This window comes from Mesorhizobium erdmanii (assembly GCF_013170725.1).
Taxonomy (GTDB): Bacteria; Pseudomonadota; Alphaproteobacteria; order Rhizobiales; family Rhizobiaceae; genus Mesorhizobium; species Mesorhizobium erdmanii.
The window spans coordinates 1,320,755-1,342,193 of record NZ_CP033361.1 but is presented as its reverse complement, the minus strand read 5'-3'; the positions used below and the strand labels follow the sequence as shown (position 1 = coordinate 1,342,193).

Genomic DNA, 21,439 nt, shown 5'->3' with positions numbered 1-21,439 from the left:
TCGTCCCTCAGGCCTTCGGCGCGACTTTTTCATCGATTTGGCGCGAGAGTATGGCGGAGAACTCGTCGGAGAACCCTTCCATGCGCACCGCGAGCTTGCTCGCATCCGATGACAGCTTGTTGTAGGCGATGACCGCGGGAATGGCGGCGAGCAGGCCTATGGCCGTCGCCAGCAGCGCCTCGGCGATGCCGGGCGCGACCACCGCGAGGCTGGTGTTCTTGGAGCCGGCAATGGCCTGGAACGAGGTCATGATGCCGATGACGGTGCCAAACAGGCCGATGAAAGGGGCGGCCGAACCGGTGGTGGCAAGAAAGCCGAGACGCCCCTCCAGCTTCTCCATCTCGCGGGTCAGTGCCAAGTCCATGGCCTTGTCGATGCGGGTCTGCAGCCCAAGCGGCGTCTTGGCGCCCTTCTCGAAGCTCTTCTTCCACTCACGCATGGCGGCGACGAAAATGGCGCCCATGCCTGTCGTCTTGCGATCGGCGAGCGTGCGGTAGAGCTCTTCCAGCGACTGCCCGGACCAGAAGACCTGTTCGAAGCGGTTCAGCGCCAGCCGCATGCGGCCATAGGCAACCAGCTTGTCGATGATGATCGCCCAGGTCCACACCGAGGCGCAGAGCAGGCCGATCATGACCAGCTTGACCACCCAGCTGGCCTGCATGAACAGGGCCCAAATCGACAATTGCGCGCCCGGTTCGGCGAGTGCGATATTTTCCATCGTTACGTCCTTAAGATTTTCCGGGCGAAGCTGGCGGCTGGCCCATGGCATCCCTTGTGGTCGGTTCGCACGAAGCTACCGGACACCCCAAACCGAGCCGTTAGCGGCCTTTTCAGGGCAAATATTGGTCAAAGGAAGGCGCTGGATAGCGCCGATCTTCACCAATCTCTTCATGAACCGTTATGGTTAAGGATGGGTTAGTAAATAAGGCGCGGCGCATTGCCGCGCCCAGGGCACTGCAAGCAATCATCCAAGCCCGACGCCAGGGCGGGTTGAGATTTGGGTCAGGCCGGTATCACCTGAATATCAGCCCACCCGAGGCATGAACGCCGCCACCCATTCCTTGGGAAAGCGCCTCGGCCGGCCATTCTCGCCGATGATCGCCGCCTCGACCCTTGCCTCGACCAGCACCTCGTCGCCGCGCTTGAGCTGCTGTGCCATGAAAATGCGTGCCCCCGAAATCTCGTCGGTGCGGGTGTCGACGGTCAGGATGTCGTCGATGCGAGCCGGGCTGCGGAAGTCGATCTCCATGCGGCGCACCACCCAGACTATTCTCTCGCCATGCTTGCCGTCGGCGAGTTCCGTGTGATGGACGCCGGTGAGCCTGAGATAGTCGGAACGGCCGCGCTCGAGGAATTCGAGATAGCGCGCGTGGTAGACGACGCCCGAGAAATCGGTATCGGCATAGTAGACGCGCGCCATCAGCCGATGGCCGAACGCCGTCAGCGCGCCGGAAAGCCCGGCCAGCAGCGTCGCCGATTCACCATGATCGCCCATTGCGCTTCCTTTTTCCGTCGCGGCAAGGCACCTGTTTTGCGCGTGACCTGAAGCATGATCCCGAAAAGTAGAAACCGCTTTTTGGAAAAGACCATGCTCCAGACAGAAATAGATCAGGATGACGGCGCAACCCAAACGGCATCCTGATTTGACATCGGATGGCACTGTTGACGGCGATGATCAAGAGTTTGATGGCGGCGCTGTTCGTGCTGGTGGCCCTGGCGTTCCCCGGCCAGGCTGCGACTTTTACCATGAAACGCGGCCTCAATCTCGACCAGTGGGTCACCTGGCCCGGCGAGGACCAGTGGGGCGACGCCAAAGCCATCCTGCCCTATCCGGAATGGCGCAGATTCCTCAATCAGGATGATCTCAAGGCGCTCAAGGAAGCGGGCTTCGATTTTCTGCGCATGCCTGTCGACCCGTCGCCGTTCCTGTCCGACCAAACAATGGCGTTCCGGGACGATCTCTATGCCAGCGTGCTGGACTCGGTGCGCATCGTCAACCGCGCCGGCCTGAAGGTGGTCGTCGACATGCATCTGATCCCGGCCGGCGGCAGTCGTAAGATCGGCATGGCACAAGTGATGGACGATCCGCGGACCTTCGACCTTTATGTCGACATGGTGCGCAAGATGGCCCGCACCCTGGCCGCCGAGGATCCCGAAAAAGTCGCCTTCGAGATGATGAACGAACCGATCGTCGATTGCGACAGCGACGGCACCAATCTGTGGCCGGACCGCCAGCGCAAACTGTTCGCCGCGGCGCGATCGTCGGCGACGAAACTGACGCTGGTGCTGACCGGCGCCTGCTATTCCGCCGCATCATCCCTGGAGAAGATTGATCCCAGGGCGATCCCCGATGACAACGTCATCTGGACTTTCCATTCCTATGACCCGTTCCTGCTCACCCACCAGGGCGCGACCTGGGCCGGCGACTTCATCCCCTATGTCACCGGCTTGCCCTATCCGTTGACTTCGGTGCCGAAGACGCAGCTCGATGTGACGCTCGACACCATCCGCGCTCGCATCAAGTCCGAGGCGCCGTGGACACGGCAAAGCGGCCTGCTTGCCTATCTCGACGAGCAGGTCGCCAGCATGGACAGTCCCGAAAAGCTGCTCGGCCTCATGGATGCACCGTTCGAAAAGATCGAGGCGTGGGCGAAGGCCAACGGCATAAAGTCCGAAAACGTCACGCTCGGCGAATTCGGCATGATCCGCCAGGAATATGGCAATGCCTTTGTGATGCCGGCGCGGTATCGTGCTGCCTATGTCAGGGACATGATCGGGCGCGCCGAGGCGCACGGCTTCTCCTGGTCGGTGTGGAGCTATGGCGGCGCCTTCGGTATCGTCGATGCCTTCAACGGCGACAAGGCCGAGCCGGATGTGATGGACGTGATCCGCTCGCTTCCCTGAAGCAATCAACCGAGATCAATCTGCAGGATCTCCGGCCGCATGCCGAAACGCACCGGCATGATGCTGAAGCCGAGCCCGCCTGAGACGATCAGATTACGGTCGTTCTCGACGACATGGCCATAGGCGTAACGATTGCCGTAGCGCGACGGCACGACGGGCGAATAGCCGAACAGCCGCACCTGCCCGCCATGGGTGTGGCCGGACAGGGTCAGCGAGACCCGCCGCGGCACGGTGGCGAAAATGTCGGGCTCATGGGCGAGCAGGATGACAGGCGCGGTGTCGCCGACCTTCGCCAGCGTGCCGTCGAGATCATCCAGCCCCGTCAATCCGGGACGTTCCGCGGTCGGCAGCAGGGCCTGTTGGTCGGCCAGCCCGGCGATCCACACGCCGTGGCCATCCTTCTCCAGGCGCACGACATCGTTCTCCAGCACCGAGATGCCGACCTTCTCCAAGGCCTTGCGCGCGATCGTCGGGCCGGCACCGGCCCGCTGCGCGAAGCCGTCGTGCCACCAGTCGTGATTGCCGAGGATCGACAGCACGCCGAGCGGCGCCTTGAGGCCCGACAGCGCCGATGCCCATTGCGATGGCGTCACCGGCCCCGTCACCATGGGCATGCCGGAGATATAGTCGCCAAGCAGCACGATCACGTCCGGTTGCAGCGCATTCGCATGCTGGACAAGCGAGGCAATCCGGTCCGGTGTCATCCAAGGCCGGCAGGCATGAATGTCGGCAAGGGCCACGACGCGCAGCTTCAGGCCGTCGGGCCAGTGCGGCGGCGTCAATGCGTAGCGCTTCACATGCGTCAAAAGCATCGGCTCGATGCCGACCGCATAAGCGCCGAGCGCGGCGGCCGTCAGGAACGACCCGCCAATAAAGCGCAGGAATCCGCGTCTGCTTATCATTCTATGGCCCGGCCCATGGATCGCGGCGGCATGCCGCGAGACAAGCGCCGATAAAATCCACGATTGCGCCAGCAAATCGGCAAAGACGAGTAGATTTTGCGCAGGCCCGTTCACTGATGCTTGATCGCCGGTCCGGGAACCCGCGCCCGATCCCTTGGCTGCTATTCTTCCTGGAACAGATTGATCTGCTGCTGCGCCAGGTCCTTGGGCGCGTCGAGGCCGAGATGGCGCCAGGCATTGGCCGTCAGCATGCGTCCGCGCGGCGTGCGCTGGATGAACCCCTGCTGGATCAGATAGGGCTCGATGATGTCCTCGATGGCGTCACGCGGTTCCGAGAGGCCGGCGGCGATCGTCTCGATGCCGACCGGCCCGCCGCCGAAATTGCGCGCGATCATGCTGAGATAACGGCGGTCGAGCGCGTCGAGGCCAAGCGCATCGACTTCCAGCCGGGTCAACGCCTCGTCGGCGACGAGACGGTCGACATGACCGTCGCCGGCGACCGAGGCGAAATCGCGTACGCGACGGAGCAGCCGTCCGGCGATGCGCGGCGTGCCACGCGCGCGCCGCGCGATCTCCAGCGCGCCGTCGTCGCCGAGCGGCATTTGCAGGATGCGTGCGCCGCGCCGCACGATCTGCTCCAACTCCTCGACCGTGTAGAAATTGAGCCGCACCGGAATGCCGAAACGGTCTCGCAGCGGATTGGTGAGCAGGCCAAGCCGCGTGGTGGCGGCGACCAGCGTGAAACGGGCAAGATCGATCTTTACCGAACGCGCCGCCGGTCCTTCTCCGATGATCAGGTCGAGCTGGAAATCCTCCATCGCCGGATAGAGGATTTCCTCGACCGCCGGATTCAGCCGGTGAATCTCGTCGATGAACAGCACATCGCCTTCCTCGAGATTGGTGAGCAGTGCCGCCAGATCGCCGGCCTTGGCGATGACCGGGCCTGAGGTCGAGCGGAAGTTGACGCCGAGTTCGCGCGCCATGATCTGCGCCAGCGTCGTCTTGCCCAACCCCGGCGGCCCGACGAACAGCACGTGGTCGAGCGCCTCGTTGCGGCCCTTGGCCGCCTCGATGAACACTTTGAGATTGGCACGCACCGCCGCCTGGCCGACAAAATCGTCGAGCGTCTGCGGCCGCAAGGTCTGCTCGGCATCCTCGCCGCGTTTTTCGGGAGCAATGAGGCGGGGCGACAGGCTCATGCTGTCTTCCTTGCATATGGCACGGAACCGGACAAGCGAGCCCTCACCGCGCCAGTTCCTTCAACCCGAAGCGGATCAGCTTCGAGGCATCCGCGTCCTCGCCCGCCGTCTTCAGCGCCGCCGCAACCGCATTGGCGGCGGTATCGCGCGAATAGCCGAGATTGACCAGCGCCGAGACGGCGTCGGTGATCGGCGCGGCTGCCACGCCTTCGCCAAGCTCCTGCTTCAGCCCGATCGTGCCGGAGGCCGAACCCGCATAGGCCGGCGCCTTGTTCTTCAACTCGGTGACGATGCGCTCGGCCACTTTCTTGCCGACGCCGGGCGCGCGCGAAACCATGGCGATGTCGCGCAGCGCGATCGCATTGGCGAGGTCGGCCGGCGCCAGCGTCGACAGGATGGCCAGCGCCACCTTGGCGCCGACGCCCTGCACATTGCTCATCAACAGCCGGAACCATTCGCGTTCCAGCGCCGACTGGAAACCGTAGAGCCGGATCATGTCCTCGCGCACATAGGTCTCGATGAACAGCACCACCGCCTCGCCGGGTGAAGGGAGTGCGGCCAGCGTGCGCGCCGAGCAATAGGCGACATAACCGACGCCGTGGATATCGACGAGGCAGTGATCCTCGTCGATCTCGTCGAGCGTACCCCTAAGTTTGCCGATCATTTCCGACAGCCCCTCATGACGCCAATGCCGCCATCCGATAGGCCGCGCTCTGCCGATGATGCGCATGGCAGATCGCGATGGCCAGCGCATCGGCGGCATGTTCGGTATCGAAGATGGCTTTTGGCAGCAGCACCTTCACCATCATGTGGATCTGTTTCTTGTCGCCGTGGCCAACGCCGATGACGGCCTTCTTCACCGCGTTGGGCGCGTATTCGGCGACGACCAGGCCGGCGCGCGCCGGCACCAGCATGGCGATGCCGCGCGCCTGGCCGAGCTTCAGCGTCGCCACCGCATCCTTGTTGACGAAGGTCTGCTCGACGGCGGCCTCATGTGGCATTGCCGCATGCAGGACTTCGGCAAGCCCATCATGCAATTGGCACAGCCGCGTTGCCAGCGCCGCCTTGTCTTCGGAACGTACGGTGCCGGACGCGACGAAGCGCAAGGAATTGCCGAGGCTCTCGACGATGCCCCAGCCGGTGCGCCTGAGCCCCGGATCGATGCCAATGATGCGAATCGCGTCCCCCATCCTGTCACCCTACCCCTTGGGCGAACAGCGATGCCAGCGAAATGTGAACAAACCAGAAACAGCAACCTATGGAGCTGGAATATTCCGAAGCTGCCTAGTTGCGGGCGAACGCCGTATTCAGCAGGCTGATCTGGTCGGAGACCGGATTGAGCCGGCGGCTCACTGGCTGCATGTCGACCACGGCACCGGCACCATAGATCTCGTCGTCCATGCGACGCACCAGCGCCTGCAGGCGAAGCGAGCGGTTGACGAGGTCGAGGAAGTCCTCGGGCAGTTCGGCCCAGCCGGCGGCTTCGTCATGCGCGGAAGCGGTGTCAAGGCGCACCTTGGACTTTTCCGACGCCACCTGGTCGCGGGTCATCTCGCCGGAATTGGCCGCGCGCTGCAAAAGCAGCCAGGAAGCAACCTGCATCAGCCTGGTCGTCAGCCGCATCGATTCGGCCGCGTAGAGCGTGGCCGCCAGCCGCGACAGTTTCTTGGCCTCGGCGCGACCCTTGCCGTCGAGATATTCAGCCGCCTGTTCGACCAGCCCCATACCCTCCTGGTAAAGCGGTTTGAAGGAGTGCGAAAAAACCCGGCGCTCCGCCAGCTTGACGGTTTTCGCACTGCCCTTCGAAGGCTCGTTCATTGATACGCCCCTGCACTTGCAACCGGCCGATTCGGCTCACTGCCGATACACCCGGCACCCTATATGACTGAAGCTCGAAAATGCGCTTCGCCGGGGGTGAAGGCAAGCACATGTTTAACAGAAGGTTAACAGCGGACCGGCGCCCGGCGTGCCACCGGAATGCGGACAAAAAAAGAGCCGCGGATAAGGCGGCTCTCAGGAGTTTAACAGGGAGGCGTCAAACAAAGTGGCTCCAACCACTCGGTAAGAATCCAGATCACTGGATGCGCATAGTAAACACCTGTAAAGCTTAATGAACCTTTAACGGCACCGATGTTTTTTAACCGAACGCCCCATTCCTGTGCCGTAACAGCACAGTCCCAGGAGCCCTCTCGGCACCCGGGTCAGGCCTTTTTCCAGACCACCGGCAGGGCGATGAAGGCAAACAGCAGCATGCCTGCATAGAAACCGATCGAAGCAATTCCCAGCAGCGGCTCGATTGCCGGATGGCCGGAAAGCAGCACGTAGAGGCCGATCATAAGCCCGATCCCGCTGACCGCCGTCAGCCAGAAATGAACGACGGCGATCATCTTTTGCCCGACGGCCGGAAACAGATGATAGAAGAAGGCAAAGACCGCCGACATCAGCCAGCCGGCCACCATGGTGTGGGCGTGAGTCGGCATCTGGCCGTGGTCTTCGCTCATAGCCATGTGGATGCCGAGCGCCATGCCGCACAGCGCGTAGATGATGGCCAGCGTAAAGAAATTCCGTGCTACCCCTTGCATGCTTGTCACCTCGAGTTGCCATTTCCCGTTTTCGGGAATGGGTTGATCGTCAGGCGATTTCAGTCGCCACCGGGCTCCCGGCCTCGGCGCACCAGCATCGGCGGTGTTTCCGCACGATGTCACGCCGACCCTCCCGACACGTTGTACATTAGCAGAGAACGAAGCTGGGCATCTGCGTTGGTTGCAGGTTTTGCACGGCAAAAACCAGCCGAAACAGAGCCGTTTTTTCGCGACATCGTTCCGAAACACGCATCGCGCTAAAGGCCCGCTCCTATCGCGGCTGGCGCAGGCCCGCTCCACCGCAAACCTACTCGAAACACCTCGGGAGCAACCCATGGACTGGTACTCAATCGTCAAATTCCTCCACATCGTCTCGGCCACTTTGTGGGTCGGCGGCGGCTTCGTGCTGTTCCTGCTCGGCGTGCTTGCCGAACGCGCCGGCAATATCGAGGACAAGCTGCAGGCGATGCGTGCCAGCGGACAGCTGGGCGGGTATTTCTTCGCGCCGATGTCGATGCTCACCTTGCTCTTCGGCCTCATCATGTGCGGCTTCTGGGTCGGCTTCTCCGACCTGTGGATCATCATCGGCCTGGTCGGCTACGCCACGACATTCTCGATCGGCATGTTCATCTTCAAGCCGACTGGCGAGCGCATGGGCGCGATGATCGCCAAGGAGGGCGTGACACCTTCCGTGCTTGCCATTGGCCAGCGCATGATGAGCGCGGCGCGCTTCGACTATGCGGTGATGCTGGTAATCGTCGCCGACATGGTGCTCAAGCCGACCACGCATGATTTCGGCATCCTCGCCGGCATGTTGCTCGTCCTTGTGGTTGGCGCCACGCTGGCCTTCGGCGGCAGCCGCCGGCTGGTGGAAAGCGCCGCCTGACGCTTTGGCGGCAGAGCAAAGTTGCCGGCCTGTTATAGCAGGCCGGCAATGCCATCCCACAAAAGCTTCAGCGCCACGACCGCCACGGTCGCGTAGGTGAAGGGATAAAAGATCTCAGGCCGCATGCGCCGCACCAGCCAGGCGCCGGCGATGGTCGACAGCGGCGCCAGCGGCATCAGCACGGCCGACGCCGTCAGATTGGCAGTGTCGAACTGGCCGAGCGCGAAATAGGGGATGAGCTTCAAGGCATTGGTCGCGGCGAAGAAGATCGCGGCCGTACCCGACAGCACCTTGGGGTCGAGGCGGATCGGCAAGGCATAGACCTGGAAGGGCGGGCCGCCGACATGGGCGACGAAGCTGGTGAACCCGGCGACCGTGCCCCATATTGCGGCAGCCACCCGATTGGGTTCGGCGGCATGGTCGGAGCCGTGGCGGAACTGAAGATAGAGCCAGCGCAGCACGAAGATGATGGCGACGGCGCCGACGATCAGCCGCACCGCCTCCTCGGTGACCAGTGCCGCCGTCAGCCAGCCGAGGCCGATGCCGATGACCGCGCCCGGCATCATGTCGACCAGCATCTTGCGGTCATACACGCCCCACCACGTCCACACCGAGACGATGTCCATTAGGCACAGGATCGGCAGCAGGATAGCCGCCGCCTGCACCGGCGGCATGGTCAGGGCCATCAGCGGCACGCCGACGAAACCGACAGCGCCGCCAAACCCGCCCTTGGACAGGCCAACCAGAATGACCGCCGGAATGGCGGCCGCGTAGAACCACGGATCGAGAAGCAGGCCTGACATGGGGAGGGATTGGTCCGGAGGGAAAGCACGTCAACGCCTGAATAGCCCAGAATTGCGCCTCGGGCGACTGAAAATCCGGACTGGTTGCCCACCCTCCGGCAATGTTCGGCCCGTTCCTATCGCTGGGCCGACACCAGCAGGAACATCGGCCGCTCAAGTTCTTCCGCCAGATCTGGTCGGGCCGCGATCTGGGCGTCCGTTGGACGGAATTCCTCGACATGTTCGATCGCGAAGCCGGATCGGATCAGTGTGTTGAGCGTGGTGCCGATGGTGCGGTGATATTTCACCACACCCTTGGCCAGCCAGTCGGTCTTGCGCGGGCCTTCCACCAGATAGCGGTCGACAGGCCATGTCCTGCGGCCTTCGGCTTCGATCACCCAGCCGGGCCTGGTCGGCGCCATGTAGATCGGATGTTCGGTCGAGAAGACGAAATGCCCGCCGGGCGACAGCGCCAGATGCACCGTCCTGAACAGCCGCTCGACGTCCTCGACGTAATGCAGGGCAAGCGAGCTGTAGGCGAGGTCGAACCCGCCTTGCGGCAAGCCGAGCCGGTCGAGGTCGGCGCGTTCATAGACGATGCCGGTGTCCGGGCCGGCGGCCTTCGCCCGGCCCAGCATCTTTTCCGACAGGTCCAGCCCGAGGACGTGCCTTGCCCCGTGTTCATGCGCCCAGCGGCAGAACCAGCCGAAGCCGCAGCCGAGATCGACGATGCGCGAACCGCCGACATCAGGCAGCATCGCGCGCAACGCCGGCCATTCGGCAGCACCTTCCAGGCCTTCGACCGACCGGCCAAGCTGGCTATAGCCCGCGAAGAATTCCGGCTGGTCATAGATATTCTGTGCCATGTCTTCCTCGTCTCTCAGCCATCTCCGGCGGACTGACATTTGGTGGGCCGGTCACGCATTTCCACCGCAGCCATGCGCAGTCAAGACGATGATGAGGATGGTGCCGCGAGGGGAGGCGGCCGCCGCCGGATCGGCTGCGCCTTGATGATGGCGGTGCTGGTCTCGGCCTTGTCGGCGATGCGGTCGAGAATGCCGTCGAGGTCGCCGATCGAGCGAACGAACAGGCGGGCGATGAAACAGTCGTCGCCCGTCACCTTGTCGCACTCGCCAAACTCGGCGATCTCCTCGATCAGCTTCTGCACGATGTGCAGCTTGCCCGGCAGGGGCTTGATGCGCACGATCGCCTGCAGCGTATAGCCGAGTGCCAGCGGATCGATCTCGACCGTGAACGATCGGATGACGCCACGCTCCTCGAGCCGCCGCAGCCGCTCCGAAACGCTTGGCGACGACAGTCCGACCTGGGCGGCCAGCTCCTTAAGCGAGGTCCGTGCATCCCTCACCAGGATTTCAAGAAGATTTCGGTCGAGATCGTCCAGCATTTCAGATTTCTCATAGATTCACGGAAGACGCCTAATATAATTAGGTAATATCTCTATATCGCCGTCCCCGCGAGATAGAAAGCGCCCATATCGCATGAGATCATGCCGCCTCAACGGGTTGAGAGGTCCATCATGAGCGATGCGGTACGCGGCACGGTCGAAATGTCGGCCGCAATGGCGATCCTGGGCACCATCGGATGGTTCGTCGTCATGTCCGGCCAGCCTATCATGGATGTGGTGTTCTGGCGCTGCGCGTTCGGCGCGGTCACGCTGCTCGTCATCTGCGCTTCGCTCGGCTTGCTGCGCGACAGGCTGTCTTTGCGCGTCATCGGTCTCGCCGCGCTTGGCGGCGCCGCCATCGTCGTCAACTGGGTCCTGCTCTTCAGTGCCTTCTCGCGCGCATCGATCTCGATCGCCACCGCCGTCTACAACACGCAGCCCTTCATGCTGGTCGGCTTCGGCGCGGTCTTCTTCGCCGAGCGGCTGACCATGACCAAGCTGGCATGGCTGATGATAGCCTTCGCCGGCATGGTGCTGATCGTCGAGGCCGCCCCTGACGCCGGCAACGTCGGCACCAACTATTTTGCCGGTATCCTGATGGCGCTGGCCGCCGCCTTCTTCTGGGCCGTCGCGGCCATCGTCACCAAGAAGCTCAAGGGCACGCCGCCACATTTGATCGCGCTCATCCAGGTTTGCGTTGGCGTCGTCATGCTGGCGCCCTTCGCCAGTCTCTCGCATCTTCCGGCCGACACCGGGAGCTGGGCCATGCTGGCAACGCTCGGCATTGTCCACACCGGCCTGATGTACATATTGATGTACGGCGCCATCCAGAAGCTGCCGACGCATTTGCAGGGGTCGCTGTCCTTCATCTATCCGGTCGTTGCCATCCTGGTCGACGTCGTTGCCTTCGGCCATCGGCTGCATCTCAGCCAGGTCGCCGGCGCCGCACTGATCCTGACGGCAGCGGCCGGCATGAATCTCGGCTGGTCGCTGTGGAAGTCGAAAGTGCCGGCATAGCGCTCTCGAAAGCTCGACAGCGTCATGAAAGCCCGCAATGGCCTCCGTACCACCTGATGGCGCCTGACAGCTGACGCCTGTTCAATCCCGGCAGTTTGTTCTATGCCGCAATCCAACCATCTTCGCCCGGCATAGGCGAAACCCGGGATCGAAGAGCCATGAACGACGCCACACCCCCAAATCGCTGCCGCATCGTGCTGATCGCGCCGTCCGGCGTGCCGGCCGCCCGCATCGCCACCGCATTCGACGGCGGCGACGTCGCCTCGCTGATCCTGCCCGAGAATGGCATGGACGAGGCCTCCTTCCAGGCCTTTGCCGAACAGATCGTGCCGGCGGCGCAGGCCGCGGGCGTCGCCGTGGTCATTGCCGGCGACACCCGCATCGCGGGCCGCGTCCAGGCCGATGGTATCCACGTCGAGGTCTCCAAGGCCGAACTCGCCGAGACGATCGAGCATTTCCAGGCGAAAATGATGGTCGGCGCCGGCGGCGCCAAGACACGTGACGACGCGCTCGAGCTTGGCGAGACGCGGCCCGACTACATCTTCTTCGGCCGCTTCGGCTACGACAACAAGCCCGAACCGCACCCGCGCAACCTGTCGCTGGGGCGATGGTGGGCCGATATGATCCAGATCCCCTGCATCGTCATGGCCGGGTCCGATCTGGCTTCCATCGAGGACGTCGCCGCCACCGGCGCGGAGTTCGTCGCGCTGTCGAGCGCGGTCTTCGCCGATGGCGTCGATCCGCGGGCAGCGATAGTCCAGGCCAACGCGCTGCTCGACGAGACCGCGCCGCGCTTCGAGGACTGATGTGGCTCCGGTGAGGCTTCCCCTCCAGGCCTTGCTTGCAGCGGCCATGATTCAGGCCGCCGCCGCCGAAACCATGCCCTTGCCACAGCCCAAGCCTGAAATCGGCGTGCACACCGACAAGCCGATCGACAAGCAGCTGCCGCAGCCTGCCACCACGGCGGAACCCGCACCGCTGCCCTCGGCCGACAGCATCAATCCCGACCGCTTCGGCGCCAAGCCGGCGGACGCCGCCTATGGCGCCTTCCAGCGCGGTCTCTACAAGACGGCCTACAATCTGGCGCTGCCCCGCGCCCAGAATGGCGATTCGGCGGCGCAGACTTTGGTGGCCGAGATCCTGTCGCGCGGGCTGGGCGTGCCGTTGAACGCGGCGGAAGCGGCGAAATGGTATGCGCTTGCCGCCGAACAGGGCGTACCGGAGGCGCAGTTCCAGTACGCGCTGATGCTGCTCGATGGCCGTTACGTCAAGAAAGACACGAAAGAGGCCTACGCGCTGATGCAGGCCGCCGCCGAAGCAGGCAACCAGCTGGCGCAGTTCAATTTTGCGCAGATGCTGGTCCAGCAAGATCCCGGCGACACCGGTCTGACCAAGGCGGTCTCGTACTACGAGCGCGCCGCCGCGACCGGCCTTCCCGACGCCCAGTACGCCATGTCCCAGATCTACGCCAACGGCGTCGCCGGCAAGCCTCGCGACGATGCGCAGGCAAGGCGCTTTCTGGCGCAGGCCGCACGGCAGAACTACGACACGGCGCAGATCGATCTCGCCGCCTGGATGATCGAGGGCCGCGGCGGCGCCCGTGACCTGAAATCTGCGTTCGGTTGGACGAGGCAAGCAGCCGAAGGCGGCAACGTCGCCGCCCAGAACCGCCTGGCAAAGCTCTATATGCAAGGCATCGGCACCGATCCGGACCTGGTGCTCGCCGGCGCCTGGTACATCGTTGCCCGCCGCGCCGGTCTCATCGACTCCGACATGGACGATTTCCTGCAGGGACTGAGCGACGACCAGACCAAGCAGGCCCTGCAGAAGGCGAACCGCCTGCCCTGATGGCGATTGCTGGACTACCCGCATGTGGTCAAGAAAGACCTTGCCTAACGACGAGCCGTGCTCAAGATAATGACGCGTCACCGCTTTGCTTCCTGATGGCATCGCTCTTGCGGATGTCGATCTCTCATTCCAGGTGGCGGCACTGCGCTCTCCGCACCTCAACCGGCTGGCAAAGGTCGCGGAGGCCATTGCAAAGGCCGTCGGCGAGGCCGTCAGGATCGAGGCCTGATGCCGGCTAGCCGGCTGAAGCCGATCCGGCGTCCCTTGCCTCTCCGGGCAATTTGTGGTCTTGGAGCCCCTAAATCGCTTGTCCAGGCGAAAATCTCATTCCGGATCCCATCATCATGGCCAAGATCAATGGCAACGAAATCCGTCCCGGCTATGTCATCGAGCACGATGGCGGCCTCTGGGTGGCGGTCAGGACCAACACCGTCAAGCCCGGCAAGGGCGGCGCCTACAACCAGGTCGAATTGAAGAACCTCATCAACGGCACCAAGCTCAACGAGCGCTTCCGCTCGGCCGAGACCGTCGAACAGATCCGCCTCGACCTGAAGGATTTTTCCTTCCTCTACGAGCAGGACGACGCGCTGGTGTTCATGGACACCCAAAGCTACGAGCAACTCGAACTGAACAAGGATTTCGTCGGCGACCGCGCCGCCTTCCTGCAGGACGGCATGATGGTAACGGTCCAGCTCTATGAAGAGCGGCCGATCGGCATCTCGCTGCCCGATTATGTGACGCTGACAATCACCGAGGCCGACCCGGTGGTGAAGGGTCAGACGGCGGCATCCTCCTACAAGCCGGCGGTGCTTGAGAACGGCATCCGCGTCCTGGTTCCGCCCTTCATCGGCGCCGGCGAACGCATCATCGTCGACACCAACGAAATCACTTACGTACGCCGCGCCGACTAGAGCATGATCCCGAACCGAAGGTCAGCGCAGCAGACTTTTCGGACAGGATCATGCGTGCAAAGACAAGCAGATGAGGCAGGGTCGCGATCCAATTTGAGTTGATCCGCCCCAGGCTTTTGGAGTTTCAACGATATGGCACGCTCAGCCCTTCTCAACGTCATGGTCCAGGCCGCTATGAAGGCCGGCCGATCGCTGTCGCGCGACTTCGGCGAGGTCCAGAACCTGCAAGTCTCGATGAAGGGTCCGGGCGACTATGTCAGCCAGGCCGACCGCAAGGCCGAGGACATCGTCTTCGCCGAACTGTCGAAGGCGCGCCCAGGCTACGGCTTCCTGATGGAAGAGCGGGGCACGGTCGCCGGCGACGACAGCCAGCACCGCTGGATCGTCGACCCGCTCGACGGCACCACCAATTTCCTCCACGGAATTCCGCTTTTCGCCGTCTCGATCGCGCTGGAGCGCCAGGGCCAGATCGTTGCCGGCGTCATCTACAATCCGGCCATGGACGAACTCTACACCGTCGAACGCGGCGGCGGCGCCTTCATGAATGATCGCCGTCTGCGCGTCGCCGGCCGCACCAAGCTCGTCGACGCCGTCATCGGCTGCGGCGTACCGCATCTGGGACGTGGCCAGCACGGCAATTTCCTCATCGAGTTGCGCCATGTCATGGCCGAGGTGTCCGGCGTCAGGCGCCTTGGCTCGGCCTCGCTCGATCTCGCCTATGTCGCCGCCGGCCGCATGGACGGTTTTTGGGAAATCGGCCTCTCCGCCTGGGACATCGCCGCCGGCCTCCTGCTGATCCGCGAAGCCGGCGGCTTCGTCTCCGACATGGATGGCGGGCAGGACATGCTGGACAACGGCTCGGTCGTCGCCGGCAACGAAATCATCCAGCGTGCGCTGCTGAAGACGGTGAAGAAGCCGCTGGCGCCACGCTGAACCGATTCCAGGAAAGGCGCGAAGCGGTTTTCCTGGAATTCTGCAGAGACAGACGCCCCCCCGAGCTGAACGGCCGCAGTCGCAAAACCGCCACCTAAGCTTGAAATACTGTGCGGCGATTACCCAATTCAGGGGTGACGCAGGACTCCGGATGGCCAACACACCCCCGCAACTCGACATTCCGTTCACAGGGCGCTGGCACTACTCCCGCGCGGAGATGATCGCCGACGGCATCGTCCATGCGTTCGGCATCGCGCTGGCAATCGCGGCCGGTTCGGCGCTGCTGGCGCTCGCGGCGTTTCGTGTCGGTCCGGGCGAATACATCGCCGCCGCCTTCTACGTCGTTTCGCTGCTCACCGTGCTCTCGGTTTCGCTGACCTACAATCTGTGGCCCGTCTCCTCACCGGTGAAATGGGTGCTGCGGCGCTTCGATCACGCCGCGATCTATCTGCTGATCGCCGCCACCTACACGCCTTTTCTGGCCCAACTCGGCGCTTCGCCGCTGGCCCGCTGGATGATCGTGCTGGTCTGGATCGCGGCCGCGGCGGGCATCGCCATCAAGGTGATTTTCCCCGGCCGCTTCGACCGGCTGGCGATTGTCTTCTATCTCGCCATCGGCTGGAGCGGCATCGTCCTGGTCAAGCCGCTCGTCGAGACCCTGCCGACGACATCGATCGTGCTCATTGTCGCCGGCGGCGTCGTCTATTCCTGTGGTGTCATTTTCTTCGCCTGGAAGGGACTGCGTTTCCATAACGCGCTGTGGCACGGCTTCGTCGTCACCGGCGCTGGCCTGCATCTGGCGGCCATGGTCGACTGTCTGGTCATTAACCGGCTCTGACTTCGGTTTCGATCGCCGAGCAGACTGGCGGCACACCGGCCCTGCGGCAATATTGCCAAGCACCATTCAATTTGGTCACAATTCCGTTTAGAGTCGCGAACTACGTGATCGGCGGCGCTGGAGTAATTCCACGGAAAGTGTGAGCGGTTTCCCGTTCGGAATTGCGTCAAGGCAGATAGAGCATCGGAAACGGGGCACGGATGGCTTTTCTCAGATCCTTCGGCATGGGCAGGCGCTCCGACGTCCTCATCTACGATCCGCACAAACTGTCAAGTCCGCAGGTCTTCCTGCTGACAATGGTCATCTTCCTGGCCATCGTCGCCTTCATAGCCGCCATCCTGACCCGCCAGATCTCGACGGCTTTCGTCACCAATCCCGGGCTCAACGGCCTGATCGTCGGCGTGCTCGCGGTCGGTATCCTGCTCGCCTTCGCTCAGGTCGGGCGGCTGTTCCGCGAGGTGCGCTGGGTCAACTCCTTCCGTGCCGGCTCGGAGACGACAGAACCGGTGCTGCTGGCACCGATGAAGGCGATGATCGGCCGCTCCTCGGCGACGGCCTTTTCGACCAGTTCGATGCGCACCATGCTCGATTCCATCGCCACGCGTCTCGACGAAAGCCGCGACACCTCGCGCTATCTGGTCGGCCTCTTGGTGTTCCTCGGCCTGCTCGGCACCTTCTGGGGCCTGCTGAACACGATCGGCTCGATCCGCGAGACTATCGAATCGCTCGACCCCGGCACGGGTGACGCCGCGGCGGTGCTCGATTCGCTGAAGCAGGGCCTGTCGGCACCGCTGGCCGGCATGGGCACGGCCTTCTCGTCCTCGCTGTTCGGCCTCTCGGGCTCGCTTGTGCTCGGCTTCCTCGACCTGCAGGCGGGACGCGCCCAGACGCGGTTCTACACCGAGCTCGAAAACTGGCTCTCATCGGTCACCGATCTCTCCTCCGACATCGTCGTCTCCGATCCGGCCAAGACCGAACCATCCGACGAAATCCGTCTGCTGTCGGAGCGGCTGCGCAGCATGCAGGAGAATGGCGGCGGCTCCAATCCGCGCGTCGCCACCGCCATGGCCAATCTCGCCGACGGCATTTCCGGCCTGGTCAAGAACATGCGCTCAGAACAGCAGATCATGCGCGATTGGGTCGAGGCCCAGTCCGACGAGCAGAAGGCGATGCGCAATACGCTGGAAAAGATCGCCGAAGCCCTGAAGAAGCCTGGGGTGCACTGACATGGCGCTTGCCAGGGGCCGGCGTACGGATCGCCGCATCGACTACTGGCCGGGCTTTGTCGACGCTTTGTCGACGCTGCTGCTCGCCATCATGTTCCTGCTCACCGTCTTCGTGCTGGCGCAGTTCCTGCTCGGCCGCGAAATCTCGGGCAAGGATACGGCGCTGTCGCGCCTCAACTCGCAGATCAATGAACTGACCCAGTTGCTGGCACTGGAGCGCTCGACGGCCCAGGACAAGGATGATTCGCTTGCCAACCTGCAGGCGTCGCTGTCGGCGGCCGAGGCGGAGAAGAGCAGGCTCGAACAATTGCTGGCGCAAGGCGCCGGCGCCGGCGCCGCCGCCAACCAGCGCGCCGCGGAACTGGGCGGCGAACTCGACAGCCAGCGCCAGATCAGCCAGCAGGCGCTGAGCCAGGTCGAGATCCTCAACCAGCAGATCGCCGCGCTCCGCAAACAGATCGGCGCGCTCGAGGATGCGCTTAACGTCTCCGAGACCCGCGACCGCGATTCCAACACCAAGATCGCCGATCTCGGCCGCCGCCTGAACGTCGCTCTGGCGCAGCGCGTACAGGAATTGAACCGCTACCGCTCCGACTTCTTCGGACGTTTGCGTGAGATCCTCGCCGACCGCGAGAACATCCGCATTGTCGGCGACCGCTTCGTCTTCCAGTCGGAAGTGCTGTTCCCGACCGGCTCGGAGGTGATCAACGACGCCGGCAAGGTCGAGATGAAGAAGCTGGCCGATGCCATTATCGAGTTGCAGAAGGAAATACCTCCCGAGATCAACTGGGTACTGCGCGTCGACGGCCATACTGATAACAAGCCGCTCTCCGGCAACGGCCGCTACCGCGACAATTGGGAACTGTCGACGGCGCGTTCGACGTCGGTGGTCAAGTTCCTGATCGAGAACGGCGTGCCTGCCAACCGGCTGGTGGCTGCCGGCTTCGGCGAGTTCCAGCCGCTCGACCCCGCCGATACCGACGAGGCGCGCAACAAGAACCGGCGTATTGAACTGAAGCTCACCGAACGTTGATCCATCATCACGTCATTTCACGCGAAGTTGTTTGTCGGCTCAACTCTAGGGCGCAGACCGGGGTCGGCAAGGCCTGAAAAGATTATCTTTTTTTAATTACACTTCACGCCGAACCGCTCCTAGCTTGCCGCGCAGGGCCGAGAACCGCCGGCGATGCCTCCCATCGCGACGCGACGGAACTGGACGACCCAACACGGCAGGAAGGCGAGGCGGCGTGGCCGCTCCCTTCCTAGCAGGAGGAAGCGCCCCATGCGCACATCAGCATCTCTCAAGACTGCAACGCTTGCCGCAATTGTCATTGTCGCCCCGCTTGCCGGCGCCTATGCCGCGGGCCATCACAAGGGCGCCCTCGACGCCACCGATCCGACCGACCTGACGGGCCCGCGTGTCGAGGCCCTCATCGAACAGGCTCAAGGCGTCCGCCAGGGCATCGTCGACGCACGACAGGCCAACAACATCACCCCCGCCGTGGCGCAACGTCTGGAAATGCGCACCAACCAGATCAGCCAGGCCGCCGAGAAGATTGCCGCGTCGGATCACGGCAGGATACCGGCCGCGCAGTATCATGACCTGATGCGTCATCTCGACCGCGTCGACCAGCGGCTGAGGATCGATACCGGCAGCGGTTTCATGATGGGTGACGGGTCCGACGGCGGAAACTATCCGAACGGCTGAGGCCATCCCCTCTGGCAAGCTCAAGGAGGAGGAAGGGAACACCTGGCGCCTTCGGGACCCCAATCCCGCGGGCGTCCTTTTTCCTCGCCAGCCCAAGCCTGCCTACCAGCCGAGCCAGACCGCGATCAGGGCGACCACCGCCGGCACGGTCTGGATGAACAGGATTTTGCGGCCGACCGTCGCCGCGCCGTAGAGGCCGGCAATCGCCACGCACAGCAGGAAGAAGACCTTGACCTGAAAACCGGCGCCGCCAAGGTAAAGTCCCCAGATCAGGCCGGCGGCGAGGAATCCGTTGTAGAGGCCCTGATTGGCGGCGAGCACCTTCGACGCCCTGGCGAATTCAGGCGTCAAGCGGAATGCCTTGTGCCCACGCGGCGTGTCCCAAAGCACCATCTCGAGATAGACGATGTAGACATGGATCAAGGCCACCAGCCCGACCAGGATGTTGCCGATCATTTTGCTCTCCCCGTTGCGTTGCCGGCAGCATTTCATGCGCTGCATTGCCTGCGCAAGGCGCATCTGCCGGACGGCATCCAGCGCAATTCCAGGAAAAGTGTGAAGCGGCTTTCCCGGGAAAAGCGCGTAGTGCTTTCCTGGAGAGTTGCGTCAAAGGGAGAGCTGGAGCAGTCCGCCGTTTCCGTGAAACGGCGAACCGCTCTGAGGGTTGCCAACGCTTTTGCGTTGGTGTCTTTTCGCGCCGTCCTCAATCACGGAAGCCGCCATGTCCTTTCAGAAACTCGACGATCTCGGCCACAAGCTCGAAGCGCTTGAGCATGCGCTGGCCATTCTCGGTGCCGATGAAGCGACGCATATGGCCGTCGGCGGTGGCGAAAAGCGTGCCGAGGCGATGGCGGCACTGGCCGGCATGTACCACGCCAGGGCGACCGCGCCGGAAATCGCCGACTGGATCGCCGCCGCCGAAGGCGAGGCACTCGACGACGAGCAACGCGCGGCTCTGGCCGAACTGCGCCGGCAGTACACCAACCTGACCTGCCTGCCGGTCGAATTCGTCGAACGCCAGACGACGGCGCGCATGCGTTGCGAACAACTGTGGCGCGATCTGCGCGCCAAGAACGATTGGGCGGGTTTCCAGCCGGCGCTCGAAGGCGTGGTGGCGCTGGTGCGCGAGGAGGCGGCTCTGCGCTCCGCCGTGCTGGGCCTCGCGCCCTATGACGCGCTGATGGAGCAATTCGACCCCGGCAACCGTACCGCGGACATCACCCCCGTCTTCGCCGACCTGAAGGCCTTCCTCAAAGGATTCGTGCCGGAGGCGCTGGCGATCCAGGAAGCGCGGCTGCGCAAGCATCCACTGAGGCCGCTTTCGGGCACCTATGCGATCGACAAGCAGCGCGAACTCGGCCTGGCCATGATGGCGTCGGTCGGTTTCGACCTGACCCACGGCTCGCTGTCGGTGTCGCATCATCCCTTCTGCGGCGGCGTGCCCAGCGACGTCCGCATCACCACCCGCTACAAGACATCGGATTTCCTGTCGGCGCTGATGGGCGTGCTGCACGAGACCGGCCATGCGCTGTATGAACAGAACCTGCCGAAGGCATGGTCGCACTGGCCGCTTGGCAAGGCGCGCGGCATGGCCGTGCATGAAAGCCAGAGCCTGTTCGTCGAAAAGCAGGTCGGCCGCAACCCCGCCTTCTGGCGCTGGGCGCTGCCGGTGGTGGAAAAGCATCTCGGCGAGGCCTGGTCGCTCGACGATCTCCTGCCGCATGTGCATCGCGTCGAGCGCGGCCTGATCCGCGTCGACGCCGACGAGGTGACCTATCCGCTGCATGTCGTCCTGCGCTACGAGCTGGAGCAGGAACTGGTTTCGGGCAGGCTGGAGGTCGCCGAGTTGCCCGAGGCCTGGGATGCCAAGATGCGCGACTATCTCGGCCTCTCCACCATCGACAACCCGGCCGACGGACCAATGCAGGACGTGCACTGGCCGGGCGCAGCATTCGGCTACTTCCCCTCCTACACGCTGGGCGCGATGATGGCGGCGCAACAATGGGCCGCGTTGACGCGGGAGCATCCGTCGGCCGATGACGATCTGGCAAAAGGGAATTTCGCTGCCATCAACGACTGGCGCCGCAGAAAGATATGGTCGCAGGGGTCGCGCTGGTCGACGCCGGACCTGCTCGAACGCGCCACCGGCGAAAAGCTCAACGCCGTGCATTTCGTCAATCACCTGAAGCAGCGCTACGGCGGATGAGATCGGCCATCGTGCCAACCCGATTTCAGTAAGCGACAGCCACGACAAGAAGACTATAAGACGTCATCGCCTGGCGACGACCGAGTTCCGGC

The 21,439-nt window shown here is 63.5% G+C and carries 24 protein-coding genes; 12 read left to right on the top strand and 12 right to left on the bottom strand.

Annotated features, from left to right (window positions below; all coding sequences use genetic code 11):
- Positions 1-7: 7 nt before the first annotated feature.
- A complete protein-coding gene (tolQ, locus tag EB233_RS06435; RefSeq protein WP_064991213.1) occupies positions 8-718 on the bottom strand; it encodes a protein TolQ in 711 nt (236 codons plus the stop codon).
- Positions 719-1,024: 306 nt separating this feature from the next.
- Positions 1,025-1,495: a tol-pal system-associated acyl-CoA thioesterase gene (gene ybgC / locus EB233_RS06430; protein WP_027055549.1), complete on the bottom strand. Its 471-nt coding sequence runs from the start codon at positions 1,493-1,495 to the stop codon at positions 1,025-1,027.
- 158 nt (positions 1,496-1,653) lie between these two features.
- Between ybgC and EB233_RS06425 the strand changes: the two genes are divergently transcribed.
- Entirely contained in the window at positions 1,654-2,904 is a 1,251-nt protein-coding gene (locus tag EB233_RS06425; RefSeq protein ID WP_064991212.1) for a glycoside hydrolase family 5 protein, read from the top strand.
- Between the two features lie 5 nt (positions 2,905-2,909).
- Here EB233_RS06425 and EB233_RS06420 read toward each other — a convergent pair whose 3' ends face one another.
- The 6 genes from EB233_RS06420 to EB233_RS06395 all read right to left on the bottom strand — a co-directional run bounded on the left by EB233_RS06420 (position 2,910) and on the right by EB233_RS06395 (position 7,587).
- Positions 2,910-3,806, bottom strand: coding sequence for a metallophosphoesterase (locus tag EB233_RS06420; RefSeq protein WP_064991211.1), 897 nt, complete (start codon positions 3,804-3,806; stop codon positions 2,910-2,912).
- 161 nt (positions 3,807-3,967) lie between these two features.
- Entirely contained in the window at positions 3,968-5,005 is a 1,038-nt protein-coding gene (gene ruvB / locus EB233_RS06415) for a Holliday junction branch migration DNA helicase RuvB (RefSeq protein WP_064991210.1), read from the bottom strand.
- A 43-nt stretch (positions 5,006-5,048) separates the two neighbouring features.
- Positions 5,049-5,669: a Holliday junction branch migration protein RuvA gene (ruvA, locus tag EB233_RS06410; protein WP_064991209.1), complete on the bottom strand. Its 621-nt coding sequence runs from the start codon at positions 5,667-5,669 to the stop codon at positions 5,049-5,051.
- Positions 5,670-5,682: 13 nt separating this feature from the next.
- Positions 5,683-6,195 (bottom strand): crossover junction endodeoxyribonuclease RuvC, encoded by a 513-nt coding sequence (gene ruvC / locus EB233_RS06405; RefSeq protein WP_064991208.1) that lies wholly within the window; start codon positions 6,193-6,195, stop codon positions 5,683-5,685.
- 94 nt (positions 6,196-6,289) lie between these two features.
- Positions 6,290-6,823, bottom strand: coding sequence for a protease adaptor protein RcdA (rcdA, locus tag EB233_RS06400; RefSeq protein ID WP_027055543.1), 534 nt, complete (start codon positions 6,821-6,823; stop codon positions 6,290-6,292).
- Positions 6,824-7,206: 383 nt separating this feature from the next.
- A complete protein-coding gene (locus EB233_RS06395; RefSeq protein ID WP_064991207.1) occupies positions 7,207-7,587 on the bottom strand; it encodes a hypothetical protein in 381 nt (126 codons plus the stop codon).
- Between the two features lie 334 nt (positions 7,588-7,921).
- Here EB233_RS06395 and EB233_RS06390 point away from each other — a divergent pair, with 334 nt between their 5' ends.
- A complete protein-coding gene (locus EB233_RS06390) occupies positions 7,922-8,473 on the top strand; it encodes a DUF2269 family protein (protein ID WP_027055541.1) in 552 nt (183 codons plus the stop codon).
- Positions 8,474-8,505: 32 nt separating this feature from the next.
- Here EB233_RS06390 and EB233_RS06385 read toward each other — a convergent pair whose 3' ends face one another.
- The 3 genes from EB233_RS06385 to EB233_RS06375 form a co-directional block, all read right to left on the bottom strand.
- Positions 8,506-9,276 (bottom strand): sulfite exporter TauE/SafE family protein, encoded by a 771-nt coding sequence (locus EB233_RS06385; protein ID WP_064991206.1) that lies wholly within the window; start codon positions 9,274-9,276, stop codon positions 8,506-8,508.
- 116 nt (positions 9,277-9,392) lie between these two features.
- Entirely contained in the window at positions 9,393-10,121 is a 729-nt protein-coding gene (locus tag EB233_RS06380) for a class I SAM-dependent methyltransferase (RefSeq protein WP_064991205.1), read from the bottom strand.
- Positions 10,122-10,201: 80 nt separating this feature from the next.
- A complete protein-coding gene (locus tag EB233_RS06375; RefSeq protein WP_027055538.1) occupies positions 10,202-10,660 on the bottom strand; it encodes an Lrp/AsnC family transcriptional regulator in 459 nt (152 codons plus the stop codon).
- Between the two features lie 132 nt (positions 10,661-10,792).
- Between EB233_RS06375 and EB233_RS06370 the strand changes: the two genes are divergently transcribed.
- The 9 genes from EB233_RS06370 (at position 10,793) to EB233_RS06330 (ending at position 19,141) form a co-directional block, all read left to right on the top strand.
- Entirely contained in the window at positions 10,793-11,677 is an 885-nt protein-coding gene (locus EB233_RS06370) for a DMT family transporter (protein ID WP_064991204.1), read from the top strand.
- A 158-nt stretch (positions 11,678-11,835) separates the two neighbouring features.
- Positions 11,836-12,483: a thiamine phosphate synthase gene (locus EB233_RS06365; protein ID WP_064991203.1), complete on the top strand. Its 648-nt coding sequence runs from the start codon at positions 11,836-11,838 to the stop codon at positions 12,481-12,483.
- Between the two features lie 46 nt (positions 12,484-12,529).
- Complete coding sequence (locus tag EB233_RS06360) at positions 12,530-13,525, top strand: tetratricopeptide repeat protein (protein WP_425487727.1); 996 nt, start codon at positions 12,530-12,532, stop codon at positions 13,523-13,525.
- A 344-nt stretch (positions 13,526-13,869) separates the two neighbouring features.
- Positions 13,870-14,436: an elongation factor P gene (gene efp, locus EB233_RS06355; RefSeq protein WP_019861758.1), complete on the top strand. Its 567-nt coding sequence runs from the start codon at positions 13,870-13,872 to the stop codon at positions 14,434-14,436.
- Positions 14,437-14,568: 132 nt separating this feature from the next.
- Positions 14,569-15,369 (top strand): inositol monophosphatase family protein, encoded by an 801-nt coding sequence (locus EB233_RS06350; RefSeq protein ID WP_027055534.1) that lies wholly within the window; start codon positions 14,569-14,571, stop codon positions 15,367-15,369.
- 151 nt (positions 15,370-15,520) lie between these two features.
- Complete coding sequence (gene trhA, locus EB233_RS06345) at positions 15,521-16,207, top strand: PAQR family membrane homeostasis protein TrhA (protein WP_064991201.1); 687 nt, start codon at positions 15,521-15,523, stop codon at positions 16,205-16,207.
- 200 nt (positions 16,208-16,407) lie between these two features.
- Positions 16,408-17,433: a MotA/TolQ/ExbB proton channel family protein gene (locus EB233_RS06340; protein WP_027055532.1), complete on the top strand. Its 1,026-nt coding sequence runs from the start codon at positions 16,408-16,410 to the stop codon at positions 17,431-17,433.
- Position 17,434: 1 nt separating this feature from the next.
- Positions 17,435-18,466, top strand: coding sequence for a peptidoglycan -binding protein (locus EB233_RS06335; protein WP_064991200.1), 1,032 nt, complete (start codon positions 17,435-17,437; stop codon positions 18,464-18,466).
- Positions 18,467-18,715: 249 nt separating this feature from the next.
- A complete protein-coding gene (locus EB233_RS06330; protein ID WP_064991199.1) occupies positions 18,716-19,141 on the top strand; it encodes a hypothetical protein in 426 nt (141 codons plus the stop codon).
- Between the two features lie 102 nt (positions 19,142-19,243).
- On the opposite strand, the gene EB233_RS06325 is transcribed toward EB233_RS06330, so the two are convergent.
- Positions 19,244-19,597, bottom strand: coding sequence for a DUF1304 domain-containing protein (locus EB233_RS06325; RefSeq protein WP_064991264.1), 354 nt, complete (start codon positions 19,595-19,597; stop codon positions 19,244-19,246).
- Positions 19,598-19,862: 265 nt separating this feature from the next.
- Here EB233_RS06325 and EB233_RS06320 point away from each other — a divergent pair, with 265 nt between their 5' ends.
- Entirely contained in the window at positions 19,863-21,347 is a 1,485-nt protein-coding gene (locus tag EB233_RS06320; protein ID WP_064991198.1) for a carboxypeptidase M32, read from the top strand.
- Positions 21,348-21,439 lie beyond the last annotated feature (92 nt).